This is a genomic window from Streptomyces macrolidinus (assembly GCF_023887685.1).
GTDB classification, from domain to species: domain Bacteria; phylum Actinomycetota; class Actinomycetes; order Streptomycetales; family Streptomycetaceae; genus Streptomyces; species Streptomyces macrolidinus.
The window spans coordinates 111591-137161 of sequence record NZ_JAMWMR010000017.1; the positions used below are offsets into that span (position 1 = coordinate 111591).

22 protein-coding genes are annotated in these 25571 nt (G+C 71.2%); 9 read left to right on the forward strand and 13 right to left on the reverse strand.

The features are described 5' to 3' along the window. Window positions 1-828: an enoyl-CoA hydratase family protein gene (locus NGF19_RS19450; RefSeq protein ID WP_252426275.1), complete on the reverse strand. Its 828-nt coding sequence runs from the start codon at window positions 826-828 to the stop codon at window positions 1-3. A gap of 299 nt (window positions 829-1127) precedes the next feature. On the opposite strand from NGF19_RS19450, the gene NGF19_RS19455 reads away from it, so the two are divergent. After that, window positions 1128-1631, forward strand: coding sequence for an ATP-binding protein (locus NGF19_RS19455; RefSeq protein WP_252426277.1), 504 nt, complete (start codon window positions 1128-1130; stop codon window positions 1629-1631). Here NGF19_RS19455 and NGF19_RS19460 read toward each other — a convergent pair. The 10 genes from NGF19_RS19460 to NGF19_RS19505 all read right to left on the reverse strand — a co-directional run bounded on the left by NGF19_RS19460 (window position 1591) and on the right by NGF19_RS19505 (window position 13725). Continuing rightward, window positions 1591-3066, reverse strand: coding sequence for an amino acid permease (locus NGF19_RS19460; protein ID WP_252426279.1), 1476 nt, complete (start codon window positions 3064-3066; stop codon window positions 1591-1593). The two genes, NGF19_RS19455 and NGF19_RS19460, sit on opposite strands and share 41 nt — an antisense overlap. 182 nt (window positions 3067-3248) lie before the next feature. Next, window positions 3249-4289 carry an ornithine carbamoyltransferase gene (gene argF, locus NGF19_RS19465; RefSeq protein WP_252426310.1) on the reverse strand — a complete coding sequence of 347 codons (1041 nt, stop codon included), beginning with the start codon at window positions 4287-4289 and terminating at the stop codon, window positions 3249-3251. Between the two features lie 94 nt (window positions 4290-4383). Beyond that, window positions 4384-5613 (reverse strand): arginine deiminase, encoded by a 1230-nt coding sequence (locus NGF19_RS19470; protein WP_252426280.1) that lies wholly within the window; start codon window positions 5611-5613, stop codon window positions 4384-4386. 160 nt (window positions 5614-5773) lie between these two features. Further along, a complete protein-coding gene (locus NGF19_RS19475) occupies window positions 5774-8311 on the reverse strand; it encodes a polynucleotide kinase-phosphatase (protein WP_252426281.1) in 2538 nt (845 codons plus the stop codon). Then, a complete protein-coding gene (locus NGF19_RS19480) occupies window positions 8308-9930 on the reverse strand; it encodes a 3' terminal RNA ribose 2'-O-methyltransferase Hen1 (protein WP_252426282.1) in 1623 nt (540 codons plus the stop codon). Before NGF19_RS19480 ends, NGF19_RS19475 begins: the two co-directional genes overlap by 4 nt. 159 nt (window positions 9931-10089) lie before the next feature. Then, complete coding sequence (locus tag NGF19_RS19485; protein WP_252426283.1) at window positions 10090-11010, reverse strand: LLM class F420-dependent oxidoreductase; 921 nt, start codon at window positions 11008-11010, stop codon at window positions 10090-10092. 180 nt (window positions 11011-11190) lie between these two features. Continuing rightward, window positions 11191-11667, reverse strand: coding sequence for a DUF6099 family protein (locus tag NGF19_RS19490; RefSeq protein ID WP_252426312.1), 477 nt, complete (start codon window positions 11665-11667; stop codon window positions 11191-11193). A 175-nt stretch (window positions 11668-11842) separates the two neighbouring features. Further along, complete coding sequence (locus tag NGF19_RS19495; RefSeq protein ID WP_252426284.1) at window positions 11843-12199, reverse strand: nucleotide pyrophosphohydrolase; 357 nt, start codon at window positions 12197-12199, stop codon at window positions 11843-11845. Between the two features lie 167 nt (window positions 12200-12366). Beyond that, entirely contained in the window at window positions 12367-12756 is a 390-nt protein-coding gene (locus NGF19_RS19500) for a cell division protein SepF (protein ID WP_252426285.1), read from the reverse strand. 219 nt (window positions 12757-12975) lie between these two features. Continuing rightward, window positions 12976-13725, reverse strand: coding sequence for a YcnI family copper-binding membrane protein (locus tag NGF19_RS19505; RefSeq protein WP_252426286.1), 750 nt, complete (start codon window positions 13723-13725; stop codon window positions 12976-12978). Between the two features lie 188 nt (window positions 13726-13913). Here NGF19_RS19505 and NGF19_RS19510 point away from each other — a divergent pair, with 188 nt between their 5' ends. From NGF19_RS19510 to NGF19_RS19525, 4 genes are all read left to right on the forward strand, one after another. Beyond that, window positions 13914-14312 (forward strand): TOBE domain-containing protein, encoded by a 399-nt coding sequence (locus NGF19_RS19510; RefSeq protein WP_252426287.1) that lies wholly within the window; start codon window positions 13914-13916, stop codon window positions 14310-14312. A 239-nt stretch (window positions 14313-14551) separates the two neighbouring features. After that, on the forward strand, window positions 14552-15370 hold the full coding sequence (gene modA / locus NGF19_RS19515) for a molybdate ABC transporter substrate-binding protein (protein ID WP_252426314.1): 819 nt from the start codon (window positions 14552-14554) through the stop codon (window positions 15368-15370). Further along, complete coding sequence (gene modB, locus NGF19_RS19520; protein ID WP_252426288.1) at window positions 15367-16254, forward strand: molybdate ABC transporter permease subunit; 888 nt, start codon at window positions 15367-15369, stop codon at window positions 16252-16254. Before modA ends, modB begins: the two co-directional genes overlap by 4 nt. After that, on the forward strand, window positions 16251-17372 hold the full coding sequence (locus NGF19_RS19525) for an ABC transporter ATP-binding protein (protein ID WP_252426289.1): 1122 nt from the start codon (window positions 16251-16253) through the stop codon (window positions 17370-17372). Before modB ends, NGF19_RS19525 begins: the two co-directional genes overlap by 4 nt. 63 nt (window positions 17373-17435) lie before the next feature. Here NGF19_RS19525 and NGF19_RS19530 read toward each other — a convergent pair whose 3' ends face one another. Next, window positions 17436-18500 carry a lysylphosphatidylglycerol synthase transmembrane domain-containing protein gene (locus NGF19_RS19530; RefSeq protein WP_252426290.1) on the reverse strand — a complete coding sequence of 355 codons (1065 nt, stop codon included), beginning with the start codon at window positions 18498-18500 and terminating at the stop codon, window positions 17436-17438. After that, on the reverse strand, window positions 18497-20041 hold the full coding sequence (locus NGF19_RS19535; RefSeq protein ID WP_252426291.1) for a hypothetical protein: 1545 nt from the start codon (window positions 20039-20041) through the stop codon (window positions 18497-18499). Before NGF19_RS19535 ends, NGF19_RS19530 begins: the two co-directional genes overlap by 4 nt. Window positions 20042-20738: 697 nt before the next feature. Here NGF19_RS19535 and mrdA point away from each other — a divergent pair. The 4 genes from mrdA to NGF19_RS19555 all read left to right on the forward strand — a co-directional run bounded on the left by mrdA (window position 20739) and on the right by NGF19_RS19555 (window position 25558). After that, window positions 20739-22838: a penicillin-binding protein 2 gene (mrdA, locus tag NGF19_RS19540; protein WP_252426292.1), complete on the forward strand. Its 2100-nt coding sequence runs from the start codon at window positions 20739-20741 to the stop codon at window positions 22836-22838. A gap of 44 nt (window positions 22839-22882) precedes the next feature. Continuing rightward, entirely contained in the window at window positions 22883-24334 is a 1452-nt protein-coding gene (locus NGF19_RS19545; RefSeq protein ID WP_252426293.1) for an MFS transporter, read from the forward strand. 42 nt (window positions 24335-24376) lie between these two features. Beyond that, complete coding sequence (locus NGF19_RS19550) at window positions 24377-24880, forward strand: MarR family winged helix-turn-helix transcriptional regulator (protein ID WP_252426294.1); 504 nt, start codon at window positions 24377-24379, stop codon at window positions 24878-24880. Between the two features lie 216 nt (window positions 24881-25096). Next, a complete protein-coding gene (locus NGF19_RS19555; RefSeq protein ID WP_252426295.1) occupies window positions 25097-25558 on the forward strand; it encodes a DUF6083 domain-containing protein in 462 nt (153 codons plus the stop codon). Window positions 25559-25571 lie beyond the last annotated feature (13 nt).

Genomic DNA, 25571 nt, shown 5'->3' on the forward strand with positions numbered 1-25571 from the left:
CTACCTCCCCTGCCACTTCGGGGCCCGCTTCTCGGTGAACGCCGCGTGGAACTCGGCGTAGTCCTCGCCGTTCATCAGCAACGCCTGGGTGGCGGCGTCCAGTTCGACGGAGGCGGCGAGCGGCATGTCCAACTCCGCGGTGAGCAGGGCCTTCGTCTGGGCGTGGGCGAGCGCCGGGCCGTCGGCGAGTCGGCGGGCCAGCGCCTGGGCGGCCTCGTCGGCGCGGCCCTCCTCGGTCAGTTCGCTGATCAGCCCGATGCGTTCGGCCTCGGCGGCGCGCACCGGTTCGCCCAGCATGAGCAGCCGGGTGGCGTGCCCGAGGCCGACGACCCGGGGCAGCAGATAGGCGGCGCCCATGTCGCCGCCGGAGAGGCCGACCCGGGTGAAGAGGAAGGCGAAGCGGGCCGAGGGGTCCGCCACCCTGAAGTCCGCGGCCAGCGCCAGGACGGCGCCCGCGCCCGCGGCCACCCCGTGCAGGGCGGCGATCACCGGGAACGGGCACTCCCGCACCGCCCGTACGACCTGTCCGGTCATGCGGTTGAAGTCGAGGAGCGAGGCGGTGTCCATGGACAGCGTGGCGCCGATGATCTCGTCGACATCGCCGCCGGAGCAGAAGCCGCGCCCCTCACCGGCCAGCACCAGGGCCCGGACGGACCGCTCCCGGGAGAGCTGGGCCAGCAGGTCGCGCAGGTCGGCGTAGGCGCCGAAGGTGAGGGCGTTGAGCTTCTCCGGGCGGGCGAGGGTGACCGTGGCTACCCCGTCGGCGCAGACGCACCGCAGGTGCCGCCAGTCGGATGTGCGGGCGGCCGAGCCGGTGAAGGGACTCATGGCGTGCTGCCTCCTCGGACGGGGCGGTGTCCGGACTGCTGCTCTGCTCCACTGCGCTGCTCCACCATGAAGCTATCACCTGTTCGTGACTGTCGTCACGAGTGCGCGATAAGATTCGGCCGATCGGGAAGGTCGGGTGTCTCGTCACGCCTTGTCGACAGCCCGGTAACGGTGGGCACTGCGTGGTTCTGTGGGGCGTCGGTGGAGGTAGTGCCCTCACGAGACAGCAGAGACCGTAACGAGACAGCAGAGTCCGGAAACGATGCGGTTTCCGGGCGAAACCCCGCCGACCGCCCTGTATGGGGCGCGCCGTACCATGCCCTTCATATGGAGAGCAGGACACCCTGCGCGCCAGGAACGGATCCGCCTTGTACGAGCCCCCCGAACCCGCCTTCTGGCGCGTCGCCCTGCCCCACACCGCCGAGGCCGTGCCCGTCGCCCGCGCCCTGATCCGTACGGCGATCGCGGATGTCGAGCACGCGACCGACGGCGACACCGCGGAGCTGCTCACCGCGGAACTGGTCGCGAACGCCGTGGAGCACGCCGCGGGTGAGGGTCCGATAGAGCTGGTGGTCGAGCTGCTGCCGACGGGCTGCAAGGTCGAGGTGCACGACCCCGACCCGGCACCGCCCGGCAATCTGACCCAGCCGGTCGTGGAGGACCCCGACCCGTGGCAGGAGCACGGTCGGGGCCTGCTGCTGATCCGCAGCCTGAGTTCGTCCTGCGGCCACCGCCTCACCGCGTCCGGCAAGGCGGTGTGGTTCAGACTGCCGGTGTTTCCACGGCAGTGGCGTCCGGCGTGACCTCGTCCGTACGCGTGGTACGCAGGCCCGCGGCCAGCCGCGAGTGCCGACGCCCGTAGAGGACGTACACGAGGGACCCGACCGCCAGGAACACCACGAACTGCACCCAGGTCGTCCAGCCCGTCTGGTAGATCAGGTACAGGCAGAACGCGACGCCGAGCAGCGGCATCACGGGGTAGAGCGGCACCCGGAAGGTGCGGGCGAGGCCCGGCTCACGGCGGCGCAGGGCCATGACCGCGATGTTGACGACGGCCATGATGGCGAGTGTGCCGATCGTGCACAGGTTGACCACGGAGTCCAGTGAGGCGAAGGCCGCCGGGATCGCGAAGACGAGCGCCACGATCAGCGTGCCGGCCACCGGCGTCGAGGTCTTCGGCGAGATGCGTTCGAACACCCGCGGGATGAGTCCGTCCCGGGACATCGACATGAGGATGCGGGTCTGGCCGTACATCACGGCGAGGACGACCGAGGCGATGGCGACGACCGCACCGAAGGCGATGACACCGCCGCCGATCGTGGAGCCGGTGACCTGGTTGACGACGTAGGACAGCGCGGCGGGGCGCCCGCCGACCTCGGGGCCGCCGATGGCGCCGATCGCGGCGAGCGCGACCGCGCAGTACAGCAGCGTCACCACACCGATGCAGACGAGGATGGCGACCGGGATGTCGCGGCGGGGGTTCTTGGCCTCCTCGCCCGCGGTGGTGATCGCGTCGAAGCCGATGTACGAGAAGAAGGCGGCGGTGGTGCCGGCGCCGATGCCGCCGAGCCCGGCCGGGGAGAACGGGGTCAGGTTGCCGTCCTTGAAGGCGCTGTACCCGATGACGCAGAAGGCGACGAGGATCGCGAGCTTGAGGACGGCCATGGCGGCCGTGGCGCCCGCGCTCTCGCGCACTCCGCGCACGAGCAGGACGGAGGCGAGGGCGATCACGATCACGGCGGGCAGGTTGATCACCCCGCCGTCGCCCGGTCCGGCGGAGAGCGCCGCGGGCAGCGTCCAGCCGGTGAGGCTGTGCAGCAGTTCGTTGACGTACTGGCTCCAGCCGACCGCGACCGCGGACACCGAGATGCCGTACTCGAGGAGCAGGCACCAGCCGACGAGGAAGGCCGTGCCCTCGCCGAGGCCCGCGTAGGCGAAGGAGTACGAGGAGCCCGAGACCGGGATCGCGCCGCCCAGCTCGGCGAAGGCGAACGCGGTGAAGACGCAGGTGATCGCGGCGAGCACGAAGGAGACGACGACCGCGGGACCGGCCTGGGCGACCGATTCGGAGAGCCCGACGAAGATGCCGGTGCCGACGATCGCGCCGACGCCGAAGCAGACGAGGTGGAACAGGCCCATGTGGCGCTTGAGGCCATGGCCTTCGAGGTCGGCGCCTGCCTCGGCGACGAGCCGTGTGGGGGACTTGATACGGAAGCGGTTGGCGGGTGAGCCGGGCATGAGGGTGGTGCTCTTTCGGTGTGCGGCGACCAGAGGGGTGCCGTCGCTCGGGGGTCCGTGGGGGGATACCGAGAGCTGGGGGCGGTCGCACGGCGGGCGCGGAGGGGGTGGTTCCGGGCCCGCCGAGGATGGTACGGGAAGGGGCTTGGGGGAGGCCGGGGGTGCGGGTGGAGGGCGGTCGGTCAGCCGAGGGGTGAAGGTGCGGGTGCGGGAGGTCCGCCGAGGGTGGCGACCAGGACCGCCTTGATCGTGTGCATCCGGTTCTCCGCCTCGTCGAAGACCACGGAGTGCTCGGACTCGAACACCTCGTCGGTGACCTCCAGTTCGGTCAGCCCGTGCCGCTCCAGGATCTCGCGGCCGACGTCGGTGCCGAGGTCGTGGAAGGCCGGGAGGCAGTGCAGGAACTTCACGTCGTCGTTGCCGGTGGCGCGCAGCACGTCCATGGTCACGGCGTACGGGCCGAGCAGCGCTATGCGCTCGTCCCAGACCTGCTTGGGCTCGCCCATCGACACCCATACGTCGGTGGCGACGAAGTCGGCGCCGCGCACGCCTTCCTTGACGTCCTCGGTGAGGGTGATCCGGGCGCCGGAGGTCTGGGCGAGATGCTGGGCCACCTCGATGATGGTGTCGTCCGGCCACAGCAGCCGGGGGCCGACGATGCGGACGTCCATGCCGAGCAGGGCGCCGGTGACGAGGTAGGAGTTGCCCATGTTGTACCGGGCGTCACCCAGGTAGGCGAAGGCCGTCTCGGTCAGCGGCTTGTCGCAGTGCTCGGTCATGGTGAGCACGTCGGCGAGCATCTGTGTGGGGTGCCACTCGTCGGTGAGGCCGTTGTAGACGGGGACCCCGGCGTGGGTGGCCAGCTCCTCGACGACGCCCTGTCCGTGCCCGCGGTACTCGATCGCGTCGAACATCCGGCCGAGCACCCGGGCGGTGTCCTTGACGGACTCCTTGTGCCCGATCTGCGAGCCGACGGGGTCGAGATACGTCGTGTGCGCCCCCTGGTCGGCCGCCGCGACCTCGAACGCGCAGCGCGTGCGCGTCGAGGTCTTCTCGAAGACGAGCGCGATGTTCTTGCCCTGGAGGTACTGCTGCTCGGTCCCGGCCCTCTTGGCCGCCTTCAGCTCGGCGGCCAGCTCGATCAGCGCGCGGAACTCCTCGGCGGTGAAGTCCAGCTCCTTGAGGAAGTGGCGGCCCGCGAGGGCGGTCGGGACGGTCGCCATGGGGCGCTCCAGAGGTACGAAAGGCAAGACGAACAGGGGAACGAATGTAAGTGTATACGAGACCTCACATTTCTATACGGAGCCACCGTACGCGCTATCCGACAACAGCATCTCTCTGCACCGGACAGCTCATGCACCGGGGCCCGCCCCTCCCCCGGCCCAGCTCGCTCCCCGGGATCTCGATCACCTCGATCCCCTGCTTGCGCAGATGCGTGTTGGTGGTGGCGTTGCGCTCGTAGGCGATGACCACACCCGGCTCGACCGCGAGGACGTTGCAGCCGTCGTCCCACTGCTCCCGCTCCGCCGCGTGCACGTCCTGGGAGGCGGTCAGCACCCGTACCTCGCTCAGGCCGAGCGCGGCGGCGATCGCGCGGTGCATGTGCTCGGGCGGATGGTCGGTGACCTTCAGCTCCTTGTCGTCGCCCCCCGGCTCGATGGTGTACGAGCGGAGCATGCCGAGCCCCGCGTACTGGGTGAAGGTGTCGCCGTCGACCATGGTCATCACGGTGTCGAGATGCATGAAGGCGCGGCGCTTCGGCATGTCGAGCGCGACGATGGTCCGGGCCGACCCGGCGGCGAAGAGCTTGTGCGCGAGCATCTCGACGGCCTGGGGCGTGGTGCGCTCGCTCATGCCGATGAGCACCGCACCGTTGCCGATGACCAGGACGTCACCGCCCTCGATGGTGGACGGGTAGTCGGCCTGCCCCTCGGACCAGACATGGAAGGTCTCGTCCCGGAACAGCGGGTGGTGCCGGTAGATCGCCTCGAAGTGGACGGTCTCGCGCTGCCGCGCGGGCAGGCGCATGGCGTTGATGGAGACGCCGTCGTAGATCCAGGCGGAGGTGTCCCGGGTGAACAGGTGGTTGGGCAGGGGCCCGAGCAGGAAGTCGTCGAGGTCCATCACATGGAAGCGCACCGAGGACGGCTCCGGGTGGGCGTCCAGGAACTCCCGCTTGGTCATCCCGCCGACGAGGACCTCGGCGAGTTCGGCGGCGGGCAGGTTCTCGAAGGCGGCGCGCAGATGGTCGGTGGCGAGCGGACCGTACTCCTTCTCGTCGAAGACGCGGCCCAGGACCAGGGATCTGGCCGCCGGGACCGCCAGCGCTTCGGTGAGCAGATCGCCGAAGAGATGGACGGCGACGCCGCGGTCGCGCAGGACGTCGGCGAACCCGTCGTGCTCCGCGCGCGCCCGGCGCACCCACAGCACGTCGTCGAAGAGGAGCGCGTCCTTGTTGCTGGGCGTGAGCCTTTTGAGCTCGAGATCCGGCCGGTGCAGGATGACACGGCGCAGGCGCCCGGCCTCGGAGTCGACATGGAATCCCATGCCTTCATCCTGACCGGCCGGGCGCGCGTTCATCCGTCGTACGGCACGAACGGGGAGCGATTGTGGTGCGCGGCACTCCGACCGCGCACCACTTCGAGAGCGCTGGTGACACTTCGAGGGCGCTGGGCGGCACTTCGAGAGCGCTGGGTGGCCGCCCCCGTCACAGACGGGGGTCGACCGGCTCCGACTCCAGTGCCAGTACCGCGAACACCGCCTCGTGCACCCGCCACAGCGGCTCGCCCGCCGCCAGCCGGTCCAGGGCCTCCAGGCCCAGCGCGTACTCACGGGTGGCCAGCGACCGCTTGTGTCCGAGGAACCGGTTCCGCAGTCGGGCCAGGTTCTCGGGGCGGGTGTACTCAGGACCGTAGATGATCCTGAGGTACTCGCGGCCACGGCACTTGATGCCCGGCTGCACCAGGTGGCCCGAGCCGCTCCGCACGATCGCCTCGACCGGCTTGACGACCATGCCCTCGCCGCCGCGGCCCGTCATCTCCAGCCACCAGTCGACACCGGCGCGCACCGACTCCGGGTCCCCGGTGTCCACGAACAGTCGGCGGGTCGTCCGCAGCAGCCCGCTGCCGTCGTGCCCGACCATCCGGTCGATCAGCGCCAACTGCTCGTCGTGGGGCAGCCCGGCCAGGCTGCGGCCCTGCACCGCGAGGAGCTGGAAGGGCGCGAGACGCACGCCCTCCAGGCCGTCGGTCGGCCAGCAGTAGCGGCGGTAGGCCTCGGTGAACGCCGTCGCGGCCGACGCCCTCTCGCGCTGTCCGGCCAGCAGGTCCGCCACGTCGACGCCGCGCGCCGCCGCTCCCTCGATCGCGGCCAGCGCGCCCGGGAACACCGCCCCGGAGGCCGCGCCGACCGCCGCGTACTGCGTGCGCAGCAGGCCGGTCGCCTTCAGCGACCACGGCATCAGCTCCGCGTCCAGCAGCAGCCAGTCCGTCTCCAGCTCCCGCCACAGGTCCGCCGCCGAGACGGCCTCCCGCAGCCGGTCCAGGATGCCCTCCGTCATCGCCCCGTCGTCGAGGAACGGCCGTCCGGTGCGGGTGTACAGCGCGCCGGTCGGGCCGTCCACACCGAAGCGACGGCTCGCGGTCTCCGCGTCCTTGCACACGAGGGCCACCGCGCGCGACCCCATGTGCTTCTCCTCGCACACGACCCGGGCGATCCCGTCCTCCCGGTACTGCGCGAACGCCTCGGCCGGGTGCTCCAGATAGCCCTCGATGTGCGAGGTCGCGGTCGGCGCCATCGTCGGCGGCAGGTACGGCAGCAGGCGCGGGTCCACCGCGAAACGGCTCATGACCTCCAGCGCAGCCGCCGCGTTCTCCTCGCGGACGGTGATCCGGCCCGCGTACCGGGTCTCGACCACTCGGCGGCCCTGTACGTCCGTCAACTGCAGCGGGCGGCCGTCGAGGCCGCCGGGCGCCTCGGTGGCCAGCGGCCGGGTCGGCTCGTACCAGACCTGCTCGGCCGGTACGTCGACCAGCTCCCGCTCCGGCCAGCGCAGCGCGGTCAGCCGGCCGCCGAAGACGGCGCCCGTGTCCAGGCAGATGGTGTTGTTCAGCCAGGTGGCCTGCGGGACGGGGGTGTGGCCGTACACCACTGCCGCGCTGCCGCGGTAGTCCTCCGCCCAGGGGTAGCGCACGGGCAGGCCGAACTCGTCCGTCTCCCCGGTGGTGTCGCCGTACAGCGCGTGCGAGCGGACGCGGCCGGAGGTGCGGCCGTGGTACTTCTCGGGCAGACCGGCGTGGCAGACGACCAGTCGGCCGCCGTCGAGGACGTAGTGACTGACCAGGCCGTCGATGAACTCCCGTACCTGCTGCCGGAACTCCTCGCTCTCGCCCTCCATCTGCTCGATCGTCTCGGCGAGTCCGTGCGTGTGCTGGACCTTGCGGCCCTTGAGGTGACGCCCGTACTTGTTCTCGTGGTTGCCGGGCACGCACAGCGCGTTGCCCGACGCCACCATCGCCATGACGCGGCGCAGCACGCCCGGACTGTCCGGGCCGCGGTCCACGAGGTCGCCGACGAAGACGGCCGTACGGCCTTCCGGGTGCGCCCCGTCGACGTAGCCCAACTTGCCTAGCAGCGCCTCCAGTTCGGCGGAGCAGCCGTGGATGTCGCCGATGATGTCGAAGGGGCCGGTGAGGTGGGTCAGGTCGTTGAACCGCTTCTCGGTCACGACCGTCGCGTGCTCGATCTCCTCCACGCCCCGCAGGACGTGCACCTTGCGGAAGCCCTCCCGCTCCAAGTGCCGCAAGGAACGGCGCAGTTCGCGTACGTGGCGCCGGACGACCCGGCGCGGCATGGTGGCCCGGTCGGTGCGGGCCGCGTTGCGCTCGGCGCACACCTCCTCGGGTACGTCGAGCACGATCGCGATGGGCAACACGTCGTGCCGCTTGGCCAGTTCGATGAGCTGACGGCGGCTCTCCTGCTGCACGCTGGTCGCGTCGACGACCGTGCGCCGACCGGCCGCGAGGCGCTTGCCCGCGATGTAGTGGAGCACGTCGAAGGCGTCGCGGCTGGCGCTCTGGTCGTTCTCGTCGTCGGCCACCAGGCCGCGGCAGAAGTCCGAGGAGAGGACCTCGGTCGGCTGGAAGTGCCGGTGGGCGAAGGTCGACTTGCCCGATCCGGTCGCGCCGATCAGGACCACGAGGGAGAGGTCGGTGACGGGCAGGGTGCGCCCCTGGTTCTCGGTCATGCCGCCGCCTCCTTCGCGGTGTGCGGGGTCGTGGTCGTGGTCGTACGCAGGTGGAACACGGCCATCTGGGTGGGCGGGCCCACCTCGGGGTCGTCGGGGCCCACCGGGGTGAACTCGACGCTGTAGCCGTGCTGTTCGCCCACCTGACGGGCCCAGGTGCGGAACTCCTCCCGGGTCCATTCGAAGCGGTGGTCGCTGTGGCGGACATGCCCGGCCGGGAGGGTCTCCCAGCGGACGTTGTACTCGGCATTCGGGGTCGTCACGAGCACCGTACGCGGGCGGGCCGAACCGAACACCGCGTACTCCAGGGCGGGCAGCCGGGGCAGGTCCAGGTGCTCGACGACCTCGCTCAGGACAGCGGCGTCGTACCCCTTGAGCCGGTTGTCGGTGTAGGTGAGCGAGCCCTGGAACAGGGTGATACGCGAGGACTGCCGCTCCCCCATGCGGTCCAGCTTCAGCCGCCGCGAGGCGATGGTGAGCGCCCGCATCGACACATCGACGCCGACGATCTGTGTGAACGCCGGGTCCTTGAGCAGGGTCTGCACCAACTGGCCCTCGCCGCACCCGAGGTCGAGCACGCGCGCACAGTCGGAGGCCCGCAACGCCGCGACGATGGCGTCCCGCCGCTGCACGGCGAGGGGCGCGGGCTTCTCGGGCGCCTGCGACTCTCCGTCGGTGCCGGCGCTCTCGTCGGGGCCGGCGGCCTCGGCGGTACCGGTCGCCTCGGTGGTCTCGGGGCTCTGCCCGGTACCGGTCGTCTCCCCGCTCTCCCCGTTCTCCTCGTCGCCGGGCCCGGTGTCCTCCCCGACCGCGTTGTCGATCTCCTCGACCTCGCTGTCGTCCGCCTCGGCCAGCCGCACCAGCTCCAGGCGCTCCCGCGCCTCACGGGCCAGGGACCAACGGCGCGACAGATAGCGGTTGGTGATCAACTGCTGCTCGGGGTGGTCGGACAGCCAGCCCTCACCGGCACGCAGCAGCTTGTCGACCTCGTCCGCCGCGACCCAGTAGTGCTTGGCGCCGTCGAGCACCGGCAGCAGGACATAGAGGTGACGCAGCGCCTCGGCCAGCGTCAGCTCCGAGGACTCCAGTACGAGCCCCACGTAACGGGATTCGCCCCACTCCGGGAACTGCGTGTCCAGCATCACCGGCACGGCGTCGACCGTCCAGCCGAGCGGCTCGAACAGACGGCGTATGAGCCCGGTGCCGCCGCGCGCGGGCAGCGAGGGGATCTCGATGCGCAACGGCAGTGCCTGGCCCGCGCGTTCGGGCCGTGCCGCACAGACTCCCTTGATCGCGCTGGAGAACACGCTGCTAAGCGCCACCGCGAGCAGGGAAGAGGCCGCGTACGGGCGGTCGTTGACGTACTGCGCGAGCGCCATGTGTGGTGTGCCGCCGCGCCCCTTGCCCTTGTTCCTGTTCTTGCGCACCAGCGCCACCGCGTCGACCTCCAGGAGCAGCGCGGCCGTGCAGCGCTGGTCGTCCGCCTCGGGATAGAAGACGTGCGCGGTGCCATGGGAGGTGTTGAACGCCTGCGCTCGATCCGGGTGCTTGTGCAGCAGGAAGCCGAGATCGGTGGCCGGGCGCTCGGGAGTACCGGTGGTGGTGATCGTCAGGAACATGGGCTACCCCTCCGACGGGGTGGTGGACGGTGGTTGATGGCCTGCGCGCGAAAGCCCCCAGGGAGAGTGATCCTGGGGGCTCGGCAGGACGACGGTCTCACCTTGGCACAAGCCGACCGACCGCCGCCTTCGTTTTACCGCCGCGCGCAGCCGCTGACCTCAGAACTGCGACTGCACCTGCGAGGAGATCAGCTCCAGGTGGTCCAGGTCGTCGAGGTCGAGGATCTGGAAGTAGACGCGCTGGCAACCGGCTTCCGCATACCGGCCGATCTTGTCGACCACCTCGGCCGGGGAGCCCGCCAGGCCGTTGGCCTTCAACTCGTCCACCTCGCGGCCGATCACGGCGGCGCGGCGCGCCACCTCCTGGTCGTCTCGGCCGACGCAGGCCACCAGCGCGTTCGAGTACGTCAGCGCGTCCGCGGAACGTCCGGCCTCCTGCGCGGCGGCACGGACCCGGCCGAACTGGCGCTCGCTGTCCTCGATCGAGGCGAACGGCATGTTGAACTCGCTGGCGTACTGCGCGGCCAGCCGCGGCGTGCGGGTCGCGCCGAAGCCGCCGATGAGCACCGGGACCCTGGACTGGGCGGGCTTGGGCAACGCGGGCGAGTCGGTGAGGTCGTAGTGCTTGCCGTGGAAGCTGAAGGTCTTGCCGACCTCCGTCGCCCACAGCCCCGTGACGATCGCGAGCTGCTCCTCCAGGCGCGGGAACTTCTCCTTCGGGAACGGGATGCCGTACGCCGTGTGCTCTTCCTCGAACCAGCCCGCGCCCAGGCCCAGTTCGATGCGGCCACCGGACATCTGGTCGACCTGCGCCACCTGGATGGCGAGGACACCGGGCAGCCGGAAGGTGGCGGCGGTCATCAGCGTGCCGAGGCGGATGCGCTTGGTCTCACGGGCGAGACCGGCGAGGGTGATCCAGGCGTCGGTGGGGCCGGGGAGGCCGTCCACGTCACCCATCTTCAGATAATGATCGGACCGGAAGAAGGCATTGAACCCGAGGTCCTCGGTGGCCTTGGCGACAGTGAGGAGAGTGTCGTAGGTCGCCCCCTGCTGGGGCTCGGTGAAGATACGGAAATCCATGCTTCTATCCTGCACGTCCGGCCACTCATCAGCCGCATCGGTGCCTGTCGGGCCCCTCGGTCCCTCCGCTCGCCAAAGCAAGATCCACCGGTCGGCCGATTCGGACAGGGCCGATTCGGAGAGCGCCGATCCATAGCCGCGCACCGATCCGTAGCCGCGCGCCGATCCATAGCCGCGTACTCAGCCCGCCGTCCTGTATCGCTCCCTCGTCTCTCCCTCCTTCGCCGCCAGTCTGCGCAGCATCTCCCTGACCCGGTCCCTCGACTCGTCCGCCGCGTCTATCGCCTCCATGCACTGCCAGTACGTACTCTCGTCGTCCGCCGCGCTCGCGACGGCCACCAGGGCCATGCCCAGCTCCACCAGGAGTGCGCCGAGGTCGAGCAGAGCCTTGTGGGCATCGCCCAGGTCCGTCAGTTGGGCGGCGCGCAGATCCGCCACGTCGACGCAGGGCGTGTCCAGGACGCCGCATCCCCTGCCCGCCAGCTCCGTCAACCCCAGGGCCTCACCGCGCAGTTGGGGCGGGCCCGACACCGCCAGGCGGCTGCCTATCGCCTGGGCCAGCGCATACGCCTGCCACGCCTCTGCCATGATCTTCGTTTCGTCGCCGCTCCCCGCCAGGGCATCCCTGCTCGCCGTGATGAGCCGCACCGCGTCCATGCGCTGCCCCCGCTCCGTCCCGACGCGCTCCCGCACGTCTTCCTGAACTCCGTCGTTCACTACCCAGAGTGAAGGCAGACGCGGCGAAAAGCCAGAGCTGGTCCGAAATCTGTGGATAACTTGGGCGAGTTCATCAACATCACAACTCCGGAGAGTGACGACGCTCGCTTCCGGATCACTTCGGTCCCGGCTTCGGGAACCTCTCCTCGTTGCGGTCGATCTTCGCGTCCAGCGCCGCCAGCGCGTCGATGCCGAGCACTTCGCACAGTTGGAGCAGGTACGCGAGCACGTCCGCGACCTCGTCGGTCACCCGGTGGGCGGTGTCGGGATCGTCCATCACGCGCGTCGACTGCTCCGGTGTCAACCACTGGAAGATCTCGACCAGTTCGGACGCCTCGACGCTGAGCGCGGCCACCAGGTTCTTGGGGGTGTGGTACTTCTGCCAGTCGCGTGCCGCGGCGAAGTCCGCGAGCCGCCGCTGCAACCGCGCCACATCCAGGTCGTTCCGCCGCTGTCCCGATTCCTCTGTCACGGGCTCAGGTGTACCACCGGCACGCCGTCCGCCCCTGCCGTCCCTCACCTCGGCCGAGCGGCGCGCGGACCGTACCGTCGCCGAGCGGCGCGAGCACCACGTACGCCTGGAGCGTCCATGACGTGCCCGCACCGCTCGGCTCCGCGATGAACGTCAGTGGGAAGACCTCAGACGCCGGGTACCCCCGCGCCCTCCATCAGTCCCCGTACCTCGGTCCCCGGAGGCGTCAGCAGGAACACGTTGCGGTCGACCCGGTGCATCCCGCTGCCCAGGCCGAAGACCACACCGGTACTGAAGTCCAGCACCCGCTTGGCGACCTCGGTCTCCGCGCCCGTGAGGTCGAGCAGCACGGGCACCCCGGCCATCAACGTCTCGGCGACTTCGCGGGCGTCCGCGAACACGTTGACCCGCAGGACCACGAAGCGACGCCGCGCCTCCGTCTCCGCCTCGGGGATCGATCGGTGGTTGACCGCTGACGGCCAGGCATCCCGGCCGCGCAACGGAACGACCTGAGCGAGCCCTTCCCACTGTTCGTCGGTGACATCGTGACTGTTCACCGGCCCTCCCCGCGCTGGCTCGCACTCAATGTCTGCACCGCCCAATTCTTACGCATGGTCACCTGTTCGGCCCAACTGCGACACGGACCGCGATACTTCTGGGGGTGATGAGCGCCGTTTGAGCGCGTTCGTCAGGCGCACCGACCATTGGATCAGGCGGACCGGGAGGCGGTACGAGTGGGGTGGCGCAGCGCACACGCGACCACCCCACCGGGCGGATCACTCGGATACGGAGCCGCGCGCGCGGCGGGCACGGGCGAGCGCGAAGGCCGCGGCGCCCAGACCCAGCGTGCCGACGGCCAGGCCCGCGACGCCCAGGCCACGAGCCATGGAGTCACTGGTGGCGGCGGCCTTCGCCGGGGCAACGCTCGACTTCTGCGCCGATGTGAGGGGTGAGGTGGCCGAACTGCCGTCGCTCGCCGCGCCCTTGGCCGTGAGCTTCAGGACCGGCGCGGGGTTCTCCGGCTCCGCCCCGCTCTTCGGGGCCGCCTCGATCCAGCGGACCACCTTGCCACTTGAGTAGGTCTGGAGCGCCTTGAAGGTCAACTGATCGGTGTTGGAAGGGAGTTGACCGAAGGCGACATCGAAGTCCTGGTACTGGCCCTGCCGGATGCGTCCACCGGTCCAGGTGATCTCGGAGACCGCCTCGGTGAGCGTACCGTCCTCCGTCTTGACCGGCTTCTTGAGCTTGCTGGTGGTCACCTTCGCGGTCCAGCCGTCCTGCGGCCTGACCATCACCCCGAGGAGCGGATGGTCGGTGGGCAGGAAGACCTGCACCTTGGTGGTAGCGGCGCCGTCCTCCTCGTTCGGCACCCGGAAGGTCAGCACACCATCGGTGGCGCCCTTGGCGTAGTTCTCGGGCTGAACGGTGACATGGGCGACGGCCGCACCCGACGCGGCGAGGAGGCAGGCGGCGACGAGGGCGGACACGGCGCCGACGCGGCGCAGAGGGGTACGCATCGGAAACATGGGTGGCTGACTCCGTACTCGTGCAGGGGGGGGCAAAGGGGGAACCGGGACGAATATGGGCGTCCCATGGGCCCGGATCCTGTCACGCACAATGGCCCGATATGCCGGTTTCGCACAGATCCGGTGTGGGAGGAACCCACCTGGACGCGTTTCGGGCGGCGCGGCGCGGGCGCCTATCGTTGGCGCCCATGCAGTCCTACACAATCGGCCAGGCCGCCCGCCTGCTGGGCGTGAGCCCGGACACCGCGCGACGATGGGCGGACGCGGGCCGGATGGCGACCCGACGCGACGAGAGCGGGCGCAGGGTCATCGACGGCCGGGATCTGGCCGCGTTCTCGGTGGAGTTGGCCCGCGGCGGCGCGGGCGAGGAGGACGCCCCCTCGTCCACCTCCGTCCGCAACGCGTTCCCTGGCATCGTCACCGCCGTGAAGCTCGGCGATGTGGCCGCCCAGGTGGAGATCCAGGCGGGGCCGCACCGCCTGGTCTCCCTGCTGACCCGGGAGGCCGTGGAGGAACTCGGCCTGGAGGTCGGGGTGGAGGCCACCGCCCGCGTGAAGTCGACGAACGTGCACATCGACCGGGCCTGAGCCGCATACCTGAGCCGCGTACGGGGCGGGTCGTACGAGGCGGTGCGGGGTGGATGCGGGGTGGCGAACGCATATGCGTGCCCCATCCCCCGCACCAGCCAGCTCCTGCGATGCGACTGAGGGCTTCCGGCTGGCATCTGCGTCAGTATGATCGGTGTGCTCCACGCATCGGAGGGGTCGGTGATCCCTCCCGGACGAGAGACCGAAGAGGAAGGAGTGGATCCGTGAAGATCCGTTCCATGTGCCGGACCCCCGAGGCCCGTCAGACCCGTCGGGCCCACCGGACCCGCCGCTTCCTGCGGCTGGCCGGTACGGGGGCCGCCGCGCTGCTGGCCCTGAGTGCCTGTTCCTCCTCGTCCGACGCCTCGGCGTCGAAGAAGCCGACCGGCACGGTCACCGTCTTCGCCGCGGCCTCCCTCAAGGAGAGCTTCACCACCCTCGGCAAGGAGTTCGAGAAGGAACACCCGGGCACGAAGGTGTCCTTCAACTTCGGTGGCAGTGACAGCCTCGCCGCCGGTATCACCAGCGGCGCCCCGGCGGACGTCTTCGCCGCGGCCAGCCCCGCGACCATGGCGCTCGTGACGGACAAGCAGGGCACGGCCGGAGCCCCCGTCACCTTCGTCCGCAACCAACTGGAGATCGCCACCCTGCCCGGCAACCCCGACAAGGTCTCCTCCCTCAAGGACCTCACCGCGTCCGGCCTGAAGGTCGTCCTGTGCGACAGGACGGTGCCCTGTGGTGCCGCCGCGCAGAAGGCGCTGGACGCCGCGGGTCTGAAGCTGACCCCGGTGTCGTACGAGCACGACGTCAAGAGCGCGCTGACGAAGGTGGAGTTGAAGGAGGCCGACGCCGCGGTGGTCTACCGGACCGATGTACGGGCGGCGGGCAGCAAGGTGGCGGGCGTGGAGTTCCCCGAGTCGGCCAAGGCCGTCAACGACTACCCGATCGCCCTGCTCAAGAACGCGCAGAACACGACGGCGGCGAAGGCCTTCATCACGCTCGTACGCTCCGAGGAAGGCCAGAAGGTCCTGACCGGGGCCGGGTTCCTCAAGCCATGACCCGACACGACCCGACGGTCAGCGGCAGCACCGGCACCACCACCCACGCCTCGGCCCCCGCCGAGGACGCCCTCGTGGGCGGGCCGCGGCGCGGGCGTGTCCGGCGCTCCGGGGCCCCGTTGCCGTTGCTGCTGCCCGCTCTGGTCGGTCTGGCCTTCCTGCTGCTGCCGCTGATCGCCCTGCTCGTCCGCACCCCCTGGCACAGTCTGCCGACCCAGTTGGCCAGCACGGAGGTATGGCAGGCGCTCCGGCTGTCCCTGGTGAGCGCGACCGCCGCCACCGCGGTGAGCATGGTGCTGGGCGTGCCCCTGGCCTGGCTGCTGGCCCGTACGGACTTCCCGGGCCGGGGCCTCGTACGGGCCCTGGTCACCCTGCCGCTCGTCCTGCCGCCCGTGGTGGGTGGTGTGGCCCTGCTGCTGGCGCTCGGGCGCAACGGGGTCGTGGGGCGGTGGCTGGACGCGTGGTTCGGGATCACGCTGCCGTTCACCACGGCCGGGGTGGTGCTGGCCGAGGCGTTCGTGGCGATGCCGTTCCTGGTGATCAGTGTCGAGGGCACGCTGCGGGCCGCCGATCCGCGCTACGAGGAGGCCGCCGCGACGCTCGGTGCGTCCCGCTTCACCGCGTTCCGCCGGATCACGCTGCCACTGATCGCGCCGGGCATCGCGGCGGGTGCCGTGCTCGCGTGGGCGCGGGCGCTCGGCGAGTTCGGGGCGACGATCACCTTCGCGGGCAACTTCCCCGGCCGTACGCAGACGATGCCGCTGGCCGTGTATCTGGCCCTGCAGAACGACCCGGCCGCGGCGATCGCCCTGAGCCTGGTGCTGCTGGCCGTCTCGATCGCCGTCCTCGCCGGGCTGCGCGACCGCTGGATCACGGCCTCATGACCGCCGCCCGCTCCCACGCCTCCCCTACGAGCGGCAGCCATGGCGCCGAGGCCGAACGCGTCACCGAGGAAGCGCGGGACCGGGGTCTCGACGCCCGGCTCGTCGTGGACCGCGGCTCCTTCCATCTGGACGTGGCTCTGACCGCCGCGCCGGGTGACGTGGTCGCCGTGCTCGGTCCGAACGGCGCGGGCAAGACCACCGCCTTGCGCGCGCTCGCCGGTCTCGCCCCGCTCTCCGGTGGCCATCTGCGGCTGGACGGCGCCGAGTTGGACGGTGTACCGCCAGAACACCGCCCGGTCGGCGTGGTCTTCCAGGACTACCTGCTCTTCCCGCATCTGTCCGCGCTGGACAACGTGGCCTTCGGGCCGCGCTGCCGGGGCGCGGCCAAGGTCGAGTCGCGCGCGCAGGCCGCCGAGTTGCTCGCCCGCCTGGGTCTCGCCGACCACGCGAGCGCCCGGCCCGCCGGGCTCTCCGGCGGCCAGGCCCAGCGCGTCGCCCTCGCCCGCGCCCTGGCCATCCGTCCCCGGCTCCTGCTGCTGGACGAGCCGCTCGCCGCGCTCGACGCCCGTACCCGCCTCGACGTACGGTCTCAACTGCGGCGTCATCTGGCCGAGTTCGAGGCGGTCGCCGTCCTCGTCACGCACGACCCGCTGGACGCCATGGTGCTCGCCGACCGGCTGGTCGTGATCGAGCGGGGCCAGGTGGTGCAGGAGGGCTCCCCGGCCGACATCGCGCGCCGCCCCCGTACCGACTACATCGCGCAGTTGGTCGGCCTGAACCTCTACCGGGGACGGGCCGACGGTCACACCGTACGGCTCGACACGGGTGCGGCGATCACGACCACGGAGGAGTTGTCCGGGCCCGCCTTCGTGGCGTTCCCGCCGGGCGCCGTGACCCTGCACCTGGACCGGCCGAGCGGCTCCAGCGCACGCAACCTGTGGCGGTGCGAGGTCTCGGGTCTCGAGACCCATGGGGACCAGATCCGCGTGGACCTGACCGGTGAACTGCCCCTGGCCGCCGACCTGACGACGATCGCGGCGGCCGAACTGGGCCTGCATCCGGGCGCGTTGGTCTGGGCTGCCGTCAAGGCGGCGCAGACGCACGCGTATCCGGCCTGACGGACCACGTCTCTTCCGCGTCTCTTCCGCGAAGCAGCCTGCGGCACACGGCAGTCGGGGTACCTACAACACCTTGCGACGTACGAGTACGCCGAGCACGACGAGGCCGGGGATCAGCGGCAGCCACACCGTCAGCAGGCGGTAGCCGAGCACCACGGAGGCCGCCGCGCCGCCGGGTGCTCCGGCGAGTGTCAACGCGAGGGCGAGCGCGGCGTCCAGGGAGCCGATGCCACCGGGGGTGGGCAACAGCACCGCCGCGCTGCTCGCCACCAGATAGGCGAGCGCGACCCGGAAGACCGGCAGCGGCAGGCCCAGGGACCGGGTGACAGCGACCACCACCAGCGCGTGCAGCGAGGCGAAGGCCAGGGAGCCGCCCCACAGCGCGGCTGCCCGGCCGGGCAGCCGGTGCACGGCCCGTACGTCCGCCAGCATGGTCCGCCAGGCGCGCCGCAGCGGTCCGGGCACGACCGCGAGCGCCACGGCCGCCAGCAGTACCGCCGCCACGGCCACCGGGGAGACATGCGGAACGCTCAGCAGACCGGGGCCGGTGAGCGCGAGCCCCGCGATCAGCGCGCCGCGCGTCACGGCCCCGGCGGCTGCCTTGACCGCGAGCGCTGTCGCCGCGCGGGCCATGGACAGTCCGTTGCGGGTCAGGAAGCGCAGGTTGACGGCGCCCGCGCCGATGCCCTGGGGCAGCGTGTGGTTGGCGGCGGACGCGGCGAACTGCACCGCCAGCAGCCGTCCGCCGGGCAGCGGTTCGGCCACCGCGCCCTGCTGCGCGAGCGCCGCGCACACCCAGGTCGCCACCGTGGCCGTCGCCCCCAGCAGCAGCCAGCCCCGGTCGGCGTCCGCGAGCCGGTGGGCACTGGTCACGATCACGGGCCAGTGCTGCCAGGCGACGAACGCGCCGCCCACGAGCACGACGACAGCGCCGATGACCTGCCAGGGGACCCGGCGGCGCGAGGCTGTGGCGGGGGGCGACCCGCAGGTGACGGGTGCCGTCTCGACACCCGTCCCGATCTCGATACGCGACGCGACGCGCGCCCCGATATCCGTCTCGATACGCGACGCGACACGCGCCCCGATATCCGTCTCGACACGCGCCCCGATGCCCGCCTCGGAAGTCATCCGCGCCCACCCCCTCCGGTCACAGAAGCCACGCCGTGCTCCTCACGCTCCCCGGCCTTGGGGGACACGAGAACCCGAACGCCCTCCACGGTGTACGCGGTCCAGCCGCGCGTGTACGACGGCGGACGCCCCGTGGTCGTACCCAGATGCGCGGTGGGCACGCGCCGTGCCGTGTCCGCGATCTCGGCGGCCGTGCTGTTGGTGTTGTTGCCGCTGGTCGCGGCGGACGAGCAACCGGTGTAGAAGGCGATCGGGATGGCCTCCTGGCCGGTCAGCAGACAAGGTGACCGCAGGCCGAGCCGGTGGAGATCGACGGCGATACGGGACCAGGTGCGGTGGGCGGCGGTGGTGCGCTCCACCATGCCGTGCAGGACCGTGAGTTGCACCCCCAGATGCACGACGATCCCGAGCGCCACCAGGACCGAGACGATCGGCCGCCGACTGCCGTCCGGCGCGGTGACCAGGTGCCGGAGGGCGTCGGCGACCGGGATCGCGAGCAGGGCGTAGGCGGGGAGCAGGAAGCGGGGCGCGGCGTACCCGATCAGGAAGAGGTAGGGGATCGCCGCGGTCGCCGCGCAGGCCAGGGGCACCAGGGTGCGCGAGGTGCGTCCGGTCCGGCCGACCGCCACGACCGCGGCGAGGGCGGCGAGCAGGGGCAGGACGAACCACCACGCGGTCACCAGCGGGTGCGGCATGGCGCCGGTGCAGGGGCGGCACAGGGCGCGCCCGCCGAGGCTGCGCATCTGGTCGAGCACGGCGAGGTGCCAGCCCAGGCCGCCCTGGGCCCGGGACCCGTCGGACAGGCGCTGCGCGAGGCCCCCGTAGGCGACGTACGCCTCGACGATCCACTCCAGCGCCCCGGCGGCCAGCCCACCCAGCAGCGCGAGGAGCAGGAGCAGGCGGCGCCACCTGCGGACGAGAACCAGCAGGGCCAACAGAGGCAGGGTCGTCCACACCGCGTCGGTGGGCCGCATCCACGCCATCAGCGCGGCGTTCGCGGCGAGTCCCCACAGTGCGGCCCGGTCGGTGCTGTCCGCCTGGGCGCGCAGGAAGCAGCCGGTCGCGGCCAACGCACCGATGGCGACCCAGTAGTTGGGCATGGCCTGCGGGCCGTAGAACACGGTCACCCACAGGCTCGCGAAGAACGCGCCGCCGAGCGCGAGGACCCGGCCCGGGAACAGGCCGCGCCACACCCGCAGGGCGAAGTACAGCGCGGCTCCCGACAGTACGGCCAGCCAGACCCGGAGCAGGGCGGTGGACGAGGACCAGGAGGCGATCGGGGCGACCAGCAGGGACACACCCCGGGCGCGCGGCGCGCTGAAGTACGCGGCCGGCGCATGGCCGCTGACCTGGCTGACGTAGACCGTCTCGTCCCAGCCGAGCCCCATGCCCGGCCGTACGAGGGCGAGTTGGGCCAGGGTGAAGGCGACCGCCACGAAGGCGATGAGCGGTGGCCCGGAGTCGCGCCACGACTCACCGGCGACCGAGGGCACCGCGAGCCGACGGACGCTCGCGCGTGTGACGTTCGAGCTGTAGGCCATGACCACCCCTCACCCCCCACAGACCATAGGGGACCGCACCCTGCAAGCCGTAGCGTCGATGATGGGACCCGGCGAAGGAGCCCGCACAACACGGACAAAGCTAACGCGGGCGTCGGTCGGGGCGCAGGAGGGCGCACGCGCCTGCCATGGCCGCGGACGGGCCGATCGCTCGACCTGCGCCGAGCACCCGCCCGACACCGCAAGGCGTACAGACGGCGCAACCAGCCTCGCGCCACGAGGTGTTGGTAGGTCGCCGTACTCGCAAGCTCACAGGCGGCGGGACGCCGACACCGGCTGGTTGTACGCGCATCAACGCCGCGCGTACAAGGCGCGCGGCGTGACGCCGTTCGGGTAACGAGCGTTGGGCCGGAGAAGCGGTAAGGGCGACCAACGGCAGGGGTGACGCGGTCGAGCAACCGGTGGCCGCACGACTGGCCCGGCAGGAGATCTTCGACGACGCTCGCGAACTCGTCCTTCCTTCGGTCGCGAGGGGGCAGTGCGGTTGGCCGGGTGGAATTCGGGTCACCTAAACTGCGTCCCACAGATGCCTTCACCCCCTGCCGGGGATGAACTCGCGTGCGCGCCCGCCCCCTTCCGGTCCGATCCGGTCTCCCTCACATCGTGACAACGACGACGAAGCGGGCGCGGTCGGCGGGTCGAGGGCTGTCCGATATCGGCACAGCAGGGAAACGGCGGCGTGACCAATATTCCGGAGACGGGTCGGACCCCGCGCGTCCAAATCCGGCTCGTCATCCTGCAGTTCCTCGTCCTCACCCTTCTCGCCACGCTCGGTGGCCGGTTGTGGTACCTCCAGATCCGGGAGGGCGAGGAGTACGCCCAGAAGGCGTCCGGCAACCACGTCCAGCAGGTCGTCCAGCCCGCCGTGCGCGGCGAGATCCTGGACGCGCGCGGCGTCCCGCTCGCCGACAACGAGACCCGGCTCGTGGTCTCCGCCTCCCGGACCGAGCTGTTGAAGATGAAGGACGACGGCAAGGCGGTCCTCACCAAGCTGGCAGGCGTGCTCGGCATGGAGCCGAAGGACGTCATGGAGAAGGTCAGGCTGTGCGACGCCAAGACGCCGCAGCCCTGCTGGAACGGTTCTCCGTACCAGCCGATCCCCATCAGCGATCAGCTCACGCCGCGCCAGGCCCTCCAAATACGCGAGCGCGCCGAGGACTTCCCCGGAATCACCGCCGAACCGGAGGCCACGCGCCGTTACGCGAGCCCGGCCGGCGCCAACACGGCGCAGGTGCTCGGGTATCTCTCGCCGGTCACCGACGACGAGATCCAGCAGGCCAAGGACACCGACTCCCCGTATCTGCGCTCCGACCAGGTCGGCCGCTCCGGCCTCGAGCGCCAGTACGACAAGGAGTTGCGGGGCAAGGCCGGCATCACCCGCTACACGGTGGACAACCTCGGCCGGGTCACCGGCACGGCGGTGAGCGACGCCGCCCGCCCCGGCTCCACCCTGATCACCAGCATCGACTCCCGCGTCCAGCGGATCGCCGAGGCCGAGTTGGACAAGGCGATGAAGGTCGCCCGCACCCAGTGGGACCACAACACGCACCAGAACTACAAGGCGGACTCCGGTGCCGTCGTCGTCATGGAGGCCAAGACCGGCCGTATCGTCGCCATGGCCTCCAACCCGACCTACGACCCGAACGCCTGGGTCGGCGGTATCTCCGCCGCCGACTACAAGAAGCTCACCGGCGAGGACGCCAACAACCCGCTGCTCAACCGCGCCACGCAGGGTCTGGCCGCCCCCGGCTCGATCTTCAAGGTCATCCCGACCACGGCGGCGGTCAACGCGGGCTACCCGTTCGGGGGCCCCTACGAGTGCAGCGAGTCGTACTCGATCGGCAACCAGGTCTTCACGAACTTCGAGTCCAAGGGCTACGGGCCGATCTCGCTGGGCCGCGCCCTCGAAGTCTCCTGCGACACGGTCTACTACCGCATCGCCCACGAGGAGTGGAAAAAGGACGGCGGCCTCACGGCGAAGAAGGGCGCCCACGACTGGTTCTACAAGACGGCCCACCAGTTCGGCCTCGGCAAGGCCACCGGCATCGACCTGCCGGGCGAGGCCGCCGGGCGCGTCCCCGACCGCCGCTGGAAGCGGGAGTACTGGGAGGCCAACAAGGACGCCTGGTGCAAGTCCGGCAAGCAGGACGGCAGTTACGCGGAGCAGATCGCCTACGAGAACTGTCGCCAGGGCAATCTGATGCGCGCCGGTGACTCGGTCAACTACTCCATCGGCCAGGGCGACACCCTCGTGACCCCCGTCCAGATGACCTCGATCTACGCGGCGATATCCAACGGCGGCACCCTCCATGTCCCCACCGTCGGCAAGGCGATCGTCAGCCCCGACGGCAAGAAGGTCACCGAGATCGCGCCCCAAACGCACGGCAAGCTGCCCATGACGAAGCAGACCCGGGACCAGATCGACCAGGCCCTCGCGGGCGTCGTCACCCAGGGGTCCGCGGCCTGGCGGTTCGGCGGCTGGCCGCAGGACGAGATCCCGCTGCACGCCAAGACCGGTACCGCCGAGGTCTACGGCAAGCAGACCACCTCATGGTTCGCCACGTACACCAAGGACTACGCGATCGTCATGACGATCTCCCAGGGCGGCACGGGCTCCGGCGGCTCCGGTCCGGCGGTCCGCGCCATCTACAACGCGCTGTACGGCGTCGCCGAGGACGGCACCATCGACCGTACGAAGGCCCTGCTGCCCACACCGCAGCGGGATCTGCCGAAGATCAGGCGGGACGGCACCATCGTGGCCGCGCGGACCAAGCCGTAGGCGCCGCCGCAGAATACTTCGGTGTCCGATATAACCTGGAAGGCATGGCCACCGGCAAGAGCCCTCGTCCCCCCGGAAGGCGCTGGCCCGCCCTGCTCGTGGCGGAGCGGCCCCGGCCCGAGGGGGTACGGTCATGGCCGCACGCCTGGTGGCTGGCCGTGGGCACGGTGTGCTTCGGCGCGTTCATGGGCCAGCTCGACGCCAGCATCGTCACGCTGACCTACGGCAGCCTGCGCGCCGAGTTCCGCACCTCGCTGGCGGCGGTCGAATGGGTCTCCCTGGCCTATCTGCTGACCCTGGTCGCGCTGCTGGTGCCCGCCGGACGGCTGGCGGACGCGCACGGCCGCAAGCTGCTGTACCTGTACGGGTTCGCCGTCTTCACCGTGGCCTCCGCGGCCTGCGGCTTCGCCCCCACACTGCTCGCGCTCACCGCGTTCCGTGTGGTGCAGGCGGCCGGTGCGGCCCTGATGCAGGCCAACAGCGTGGCGCTGGTGACCACCAGCGCCCCGCGGGCCCGGATGCGCAGCGCGCTCGGCGTTCAGGCGGCGGCGCAGGCACTGGGGCTGGCGCTGGGGCCGACGGTGGGCGGGGCGCTGGTGTCGACGCTGGGCTGGCGGTGGGTGTTCTGGGTGAACGTCCCCGTCGGCATCGTCGCGCTGGTCGGCGGGCACTACCTCCTCCCCCGCACCCGGGCCCGTACCCGTGTCGCCCGCTTCGACCGGCCGGGCTTCGCGCTGCTGGCGTTCGCGACCACCAGCGCCCTGATGGCTCTCTCCGCCGCGTCCGGACTGCCGGTGCCCGGCTGGGGCGTGGCCGTCCTGTGCGCGGCGGCGGCCATGGCCGGCTGGGGATTCGTCCGTCGGCAGCGGCGGACGAGCGCGCCCTTGCTGGACCTGGCCCTGCTGCGGGTGCGCACCGTGGCGTTCGGTCTGGTGGGGGCGCTCAGCGGCTATCTCGTGCTGTTCGGACCGCTGGTCCTGGTACCGGTCGTCCTCACCGCGCGCGGCTCCTCCGACCTGACCGCCGGGCTCACGCTCACCGCCCTGCCCGCCGGGTTCGCGCTGGCCGCGACCGCCGGTGACCGACTGCTGCCACGCACCCTCCCGGACCGGCGCCGCTGTCTGGCCGGGGCGTGCGTCTTCACCCTGGCGGTGGCCGCGCTGCTGGTCGTCCCGCTGACGACCGGCCCGCTGGTGCCGGTACTGGCGCTGACCGGGCTGGGCCTCGGGACGTTCACCCCGGCCAACAACGCCATGATCATGGGGGCGATCCCGGCCCGCACCTCCGGCACGGGCGGCGGCCTCGTCAACATGGCCCGCGGGCTGGGCACCGCGCTCGGCGTGGCCCTGGTGACGTTTGCCCTGCATCTGTCGGGCGGCACCGGGACCGAGGCGGGGGCCCGCTGGGCCGCCACCGCCCTGGTGGCCGCGGCGGCCCTCGCCGTGGCGTCGGTGTGGCTGAGCCCGCGCACGGGCCCGGAAGCCCCGGTCCCGTGACCAACGGACCGTACTCGCGTACGACCCGGCTACCCTTGCCCCATGTCAGCGCAGCCACGCCGCCCCCAGGAGCCCGAGGCGCGTCTGCTCACCGAGGCCGTCACCCGGCTGCGCCGCGCCCTGCGCTCCTCGATCCGCACCGACTATCCGTGGGAGACCCTCCCCATGGCCCAGGTCGAGTTGCTCCAGGTACTCGGCGAGCATTCTCCCGTACGGATCACCGACCTGGCCACCCGCCGCCGCCTGGCCCCGAGCACGGTCAGCGGCCTGATCGCCCAGATGATCACCGGCGGACTGGTCGCACGCGAGGTCGACCCCACCGACCGCCGCGCCTCCGTCGTGACCCTCACGGACGCCGGCCGCGAACAGCTCACCGCCTGGACGACGGCCCACGAACGCCGCATCGACACGGCCCTCGCCGCACTCGACGCCCCCTCCCGAACAGCCATCACCAAGGCGCTGCCCGCGCTGTTCCGACTGGCGGAGAACCTGGGCGAGCAGGCGGAGAACCCGGGCGAGCAGGCAGACGACACGACGGAGACCTGACCGCCGACGCTGTCACGCATGGAGCGCCACGCAATGGCGGAGCCCCGTCGCCAGCAGCGGGTCCGCGTACACGCCGGTCGCCTTGGCCGACCGCGACCACGCGCCACGCAACGGACGTCCAACGCCACACTGCGGACGTCCAAGAAGTCATCAAGCCACCGAATGAGGCCGATTCGCGCCCTGTCGAGGTTGCGCGTATCCACCCACACTCGACGTATGGGGGCGACTCGGGGCACGGGATGGGCTTCATGCCAGCTCTGCGGTACCTACGATCCCGCCGTACGCGGACGCGGTCGGATCGGTCTCCTGGCCGAACTCTGCGACTCCTGCTGGCACGGGCTGGCCAACGACATCGCCGAGGAGGAAGGCGCCACAAGCGCGCCGTTACCCGACCCGGACCCCGACGACGTGTCATGGATCGAGCCACCAACGTGCCCCGACTGCGGCGCCGAGGTCCATGTGTACCCGACCAACTACGACCGCTGGGTGAGCCTGGCGACCCGCGAGCAACCCGCCAAGAACGTCCCGGCGCACTACCGCTGGCGCCTGACCCCGACACCCACCGGTTCGGTGGCCGTCCGCGTACGAGCCATCGACCCCCTGCTCAGCGACCTGGTACTCCCGGACCACCGGATGCTGTGCGTCCCTGACGAGGACGAACCTCACGACGTGGGCTGACGCCTTGCCACGG

Coding starts and splice junctions, on each gene's coding strand:
- NGF19_RS19450 (WP_252426275.1), bottom strand. CDS start 828: ATGAGTCCCTTCACCGGCTCGGCCGCCCGCACATCCGACTGGCGGCAC.
- NGF19_RS19455 (WP_252426277.1), top strand. CDS start 1,128: ATGGGGCGCGCCGTACCATGCCCTTCATATGGAGAGCAGGACACCCTG.
- NGF19_RS19460 (WP_252426279.1), bottom strand. CDS start 3,066: ATGCCCGGCTCACCCGCCAACCGCTTCCGTATCAAGTCCCCCACACGG.
- argF (WP_252426310.1), bottom strand. CDS start 4,289: ATGGCGACCGTCCCGACCGCCCTCGCGGGCCGCCACTTCCTCAAGGAG.
- NGF19_RS19470 (WP_252426280.1), bottom strand. CDS start 5,613: ATGGGATTCCATGTCGACTCCGAGGCCGGGCGCCTGCGCCGTGTCATC.
- NGF19_RS19475 (WP_252426281.1), bottom strand. CDS start 8,311: ATGACCGAGAACCAGGGGCGCACCCTGCCCGTCACCGACCTCTCCCTC.
- NGF19_RS19480 (WP_252426282.1), bottom strand. CDS start 9,930: ATGTTCCTGACGATCACCACCACCGGTACTCCCGAGCGCCCGGCCACC.
- NGF19_RS19485 (WP_252426283.1), bottom strand. CDS start 11,010: ATGGATTTCCGTATCTTCACCGAGCCCCAGCAGGGGGCGACCTACGAC.
- NGF19_RS19490 (WP_252426312.1), bottom strand. CDS start 11,667: ATGGACGCGGTGCGGCTCATCACGGCGAGCAGGGATGCCCTGGCGGGG.
- NGF19_RS19505 (WP_252426286.1), bottom strand. CDS start 13,725: ATGTTTCCGATGCGTACCCCTCTGCGCCGCGTCGGCGCCGTGTCCGCC.
- NGF19_RS19510 (WP_252426287.1), top strand. CDS start 13,914: ATGCAGTCCTACACAATCGGCCAGGCCGCCCGCCTGCTGGGCGTGAGC.
- modA (WP_252426314.1), top strand. CDS start 14,552: ATGTGCCGGACCCCCGAGGCCCGTCAGACCCGTCGGGCCCACCGGACC.
- modB (WP_252426288.1), top strand. CDS start 15,367: ATGACCCGACACGACCCGACGGTCAGCGGCAGCACCGGCACCACCACC.
- NGF19_RS19525 (WP_252426289.1), top strand. CDS start 16,251: ATGACCGCCGCCCGCTCCCACGCCTCCCCTACGAGCGGCAGCCATGGC.
- NGF19_RS19530 (WP_252426290.1), bottom strand. CDS start 18,500: ATGACTTCCGAGGCGGGCATCGGGGCGCGTGTCGAGACGGATATCGGG.
- NGF19_RS19535 (WP_252426291.1), bottom strand. CDS start 20,041: ATGGCCTACAGCTCGAACGTCACACGCGCGAGCGTCCGTCGGCTCGCG.
- NGF19_RS19545 (WP_252426293.1), top strand. CDS start 22,883: ATGGCCACCGGCAAGAGCCCTCGTCCCCCCGGAAGGCGCTGGCCCGCC.
- NGF19_RS19550 (WP_252426294.1), top strand. CDS start 24,377: ATGTCAGCGCAGCCACGCCGCCCCCAGGAGCCCGAGGCGCGTCTGCTC.
- NGF19_RS19555 (WP_252426295.1), top strand. CDS start 25,097: ATGGGGGCGACTCGGGGCACGGGATGGGCTTCATGCCAGCTCTGCGGT.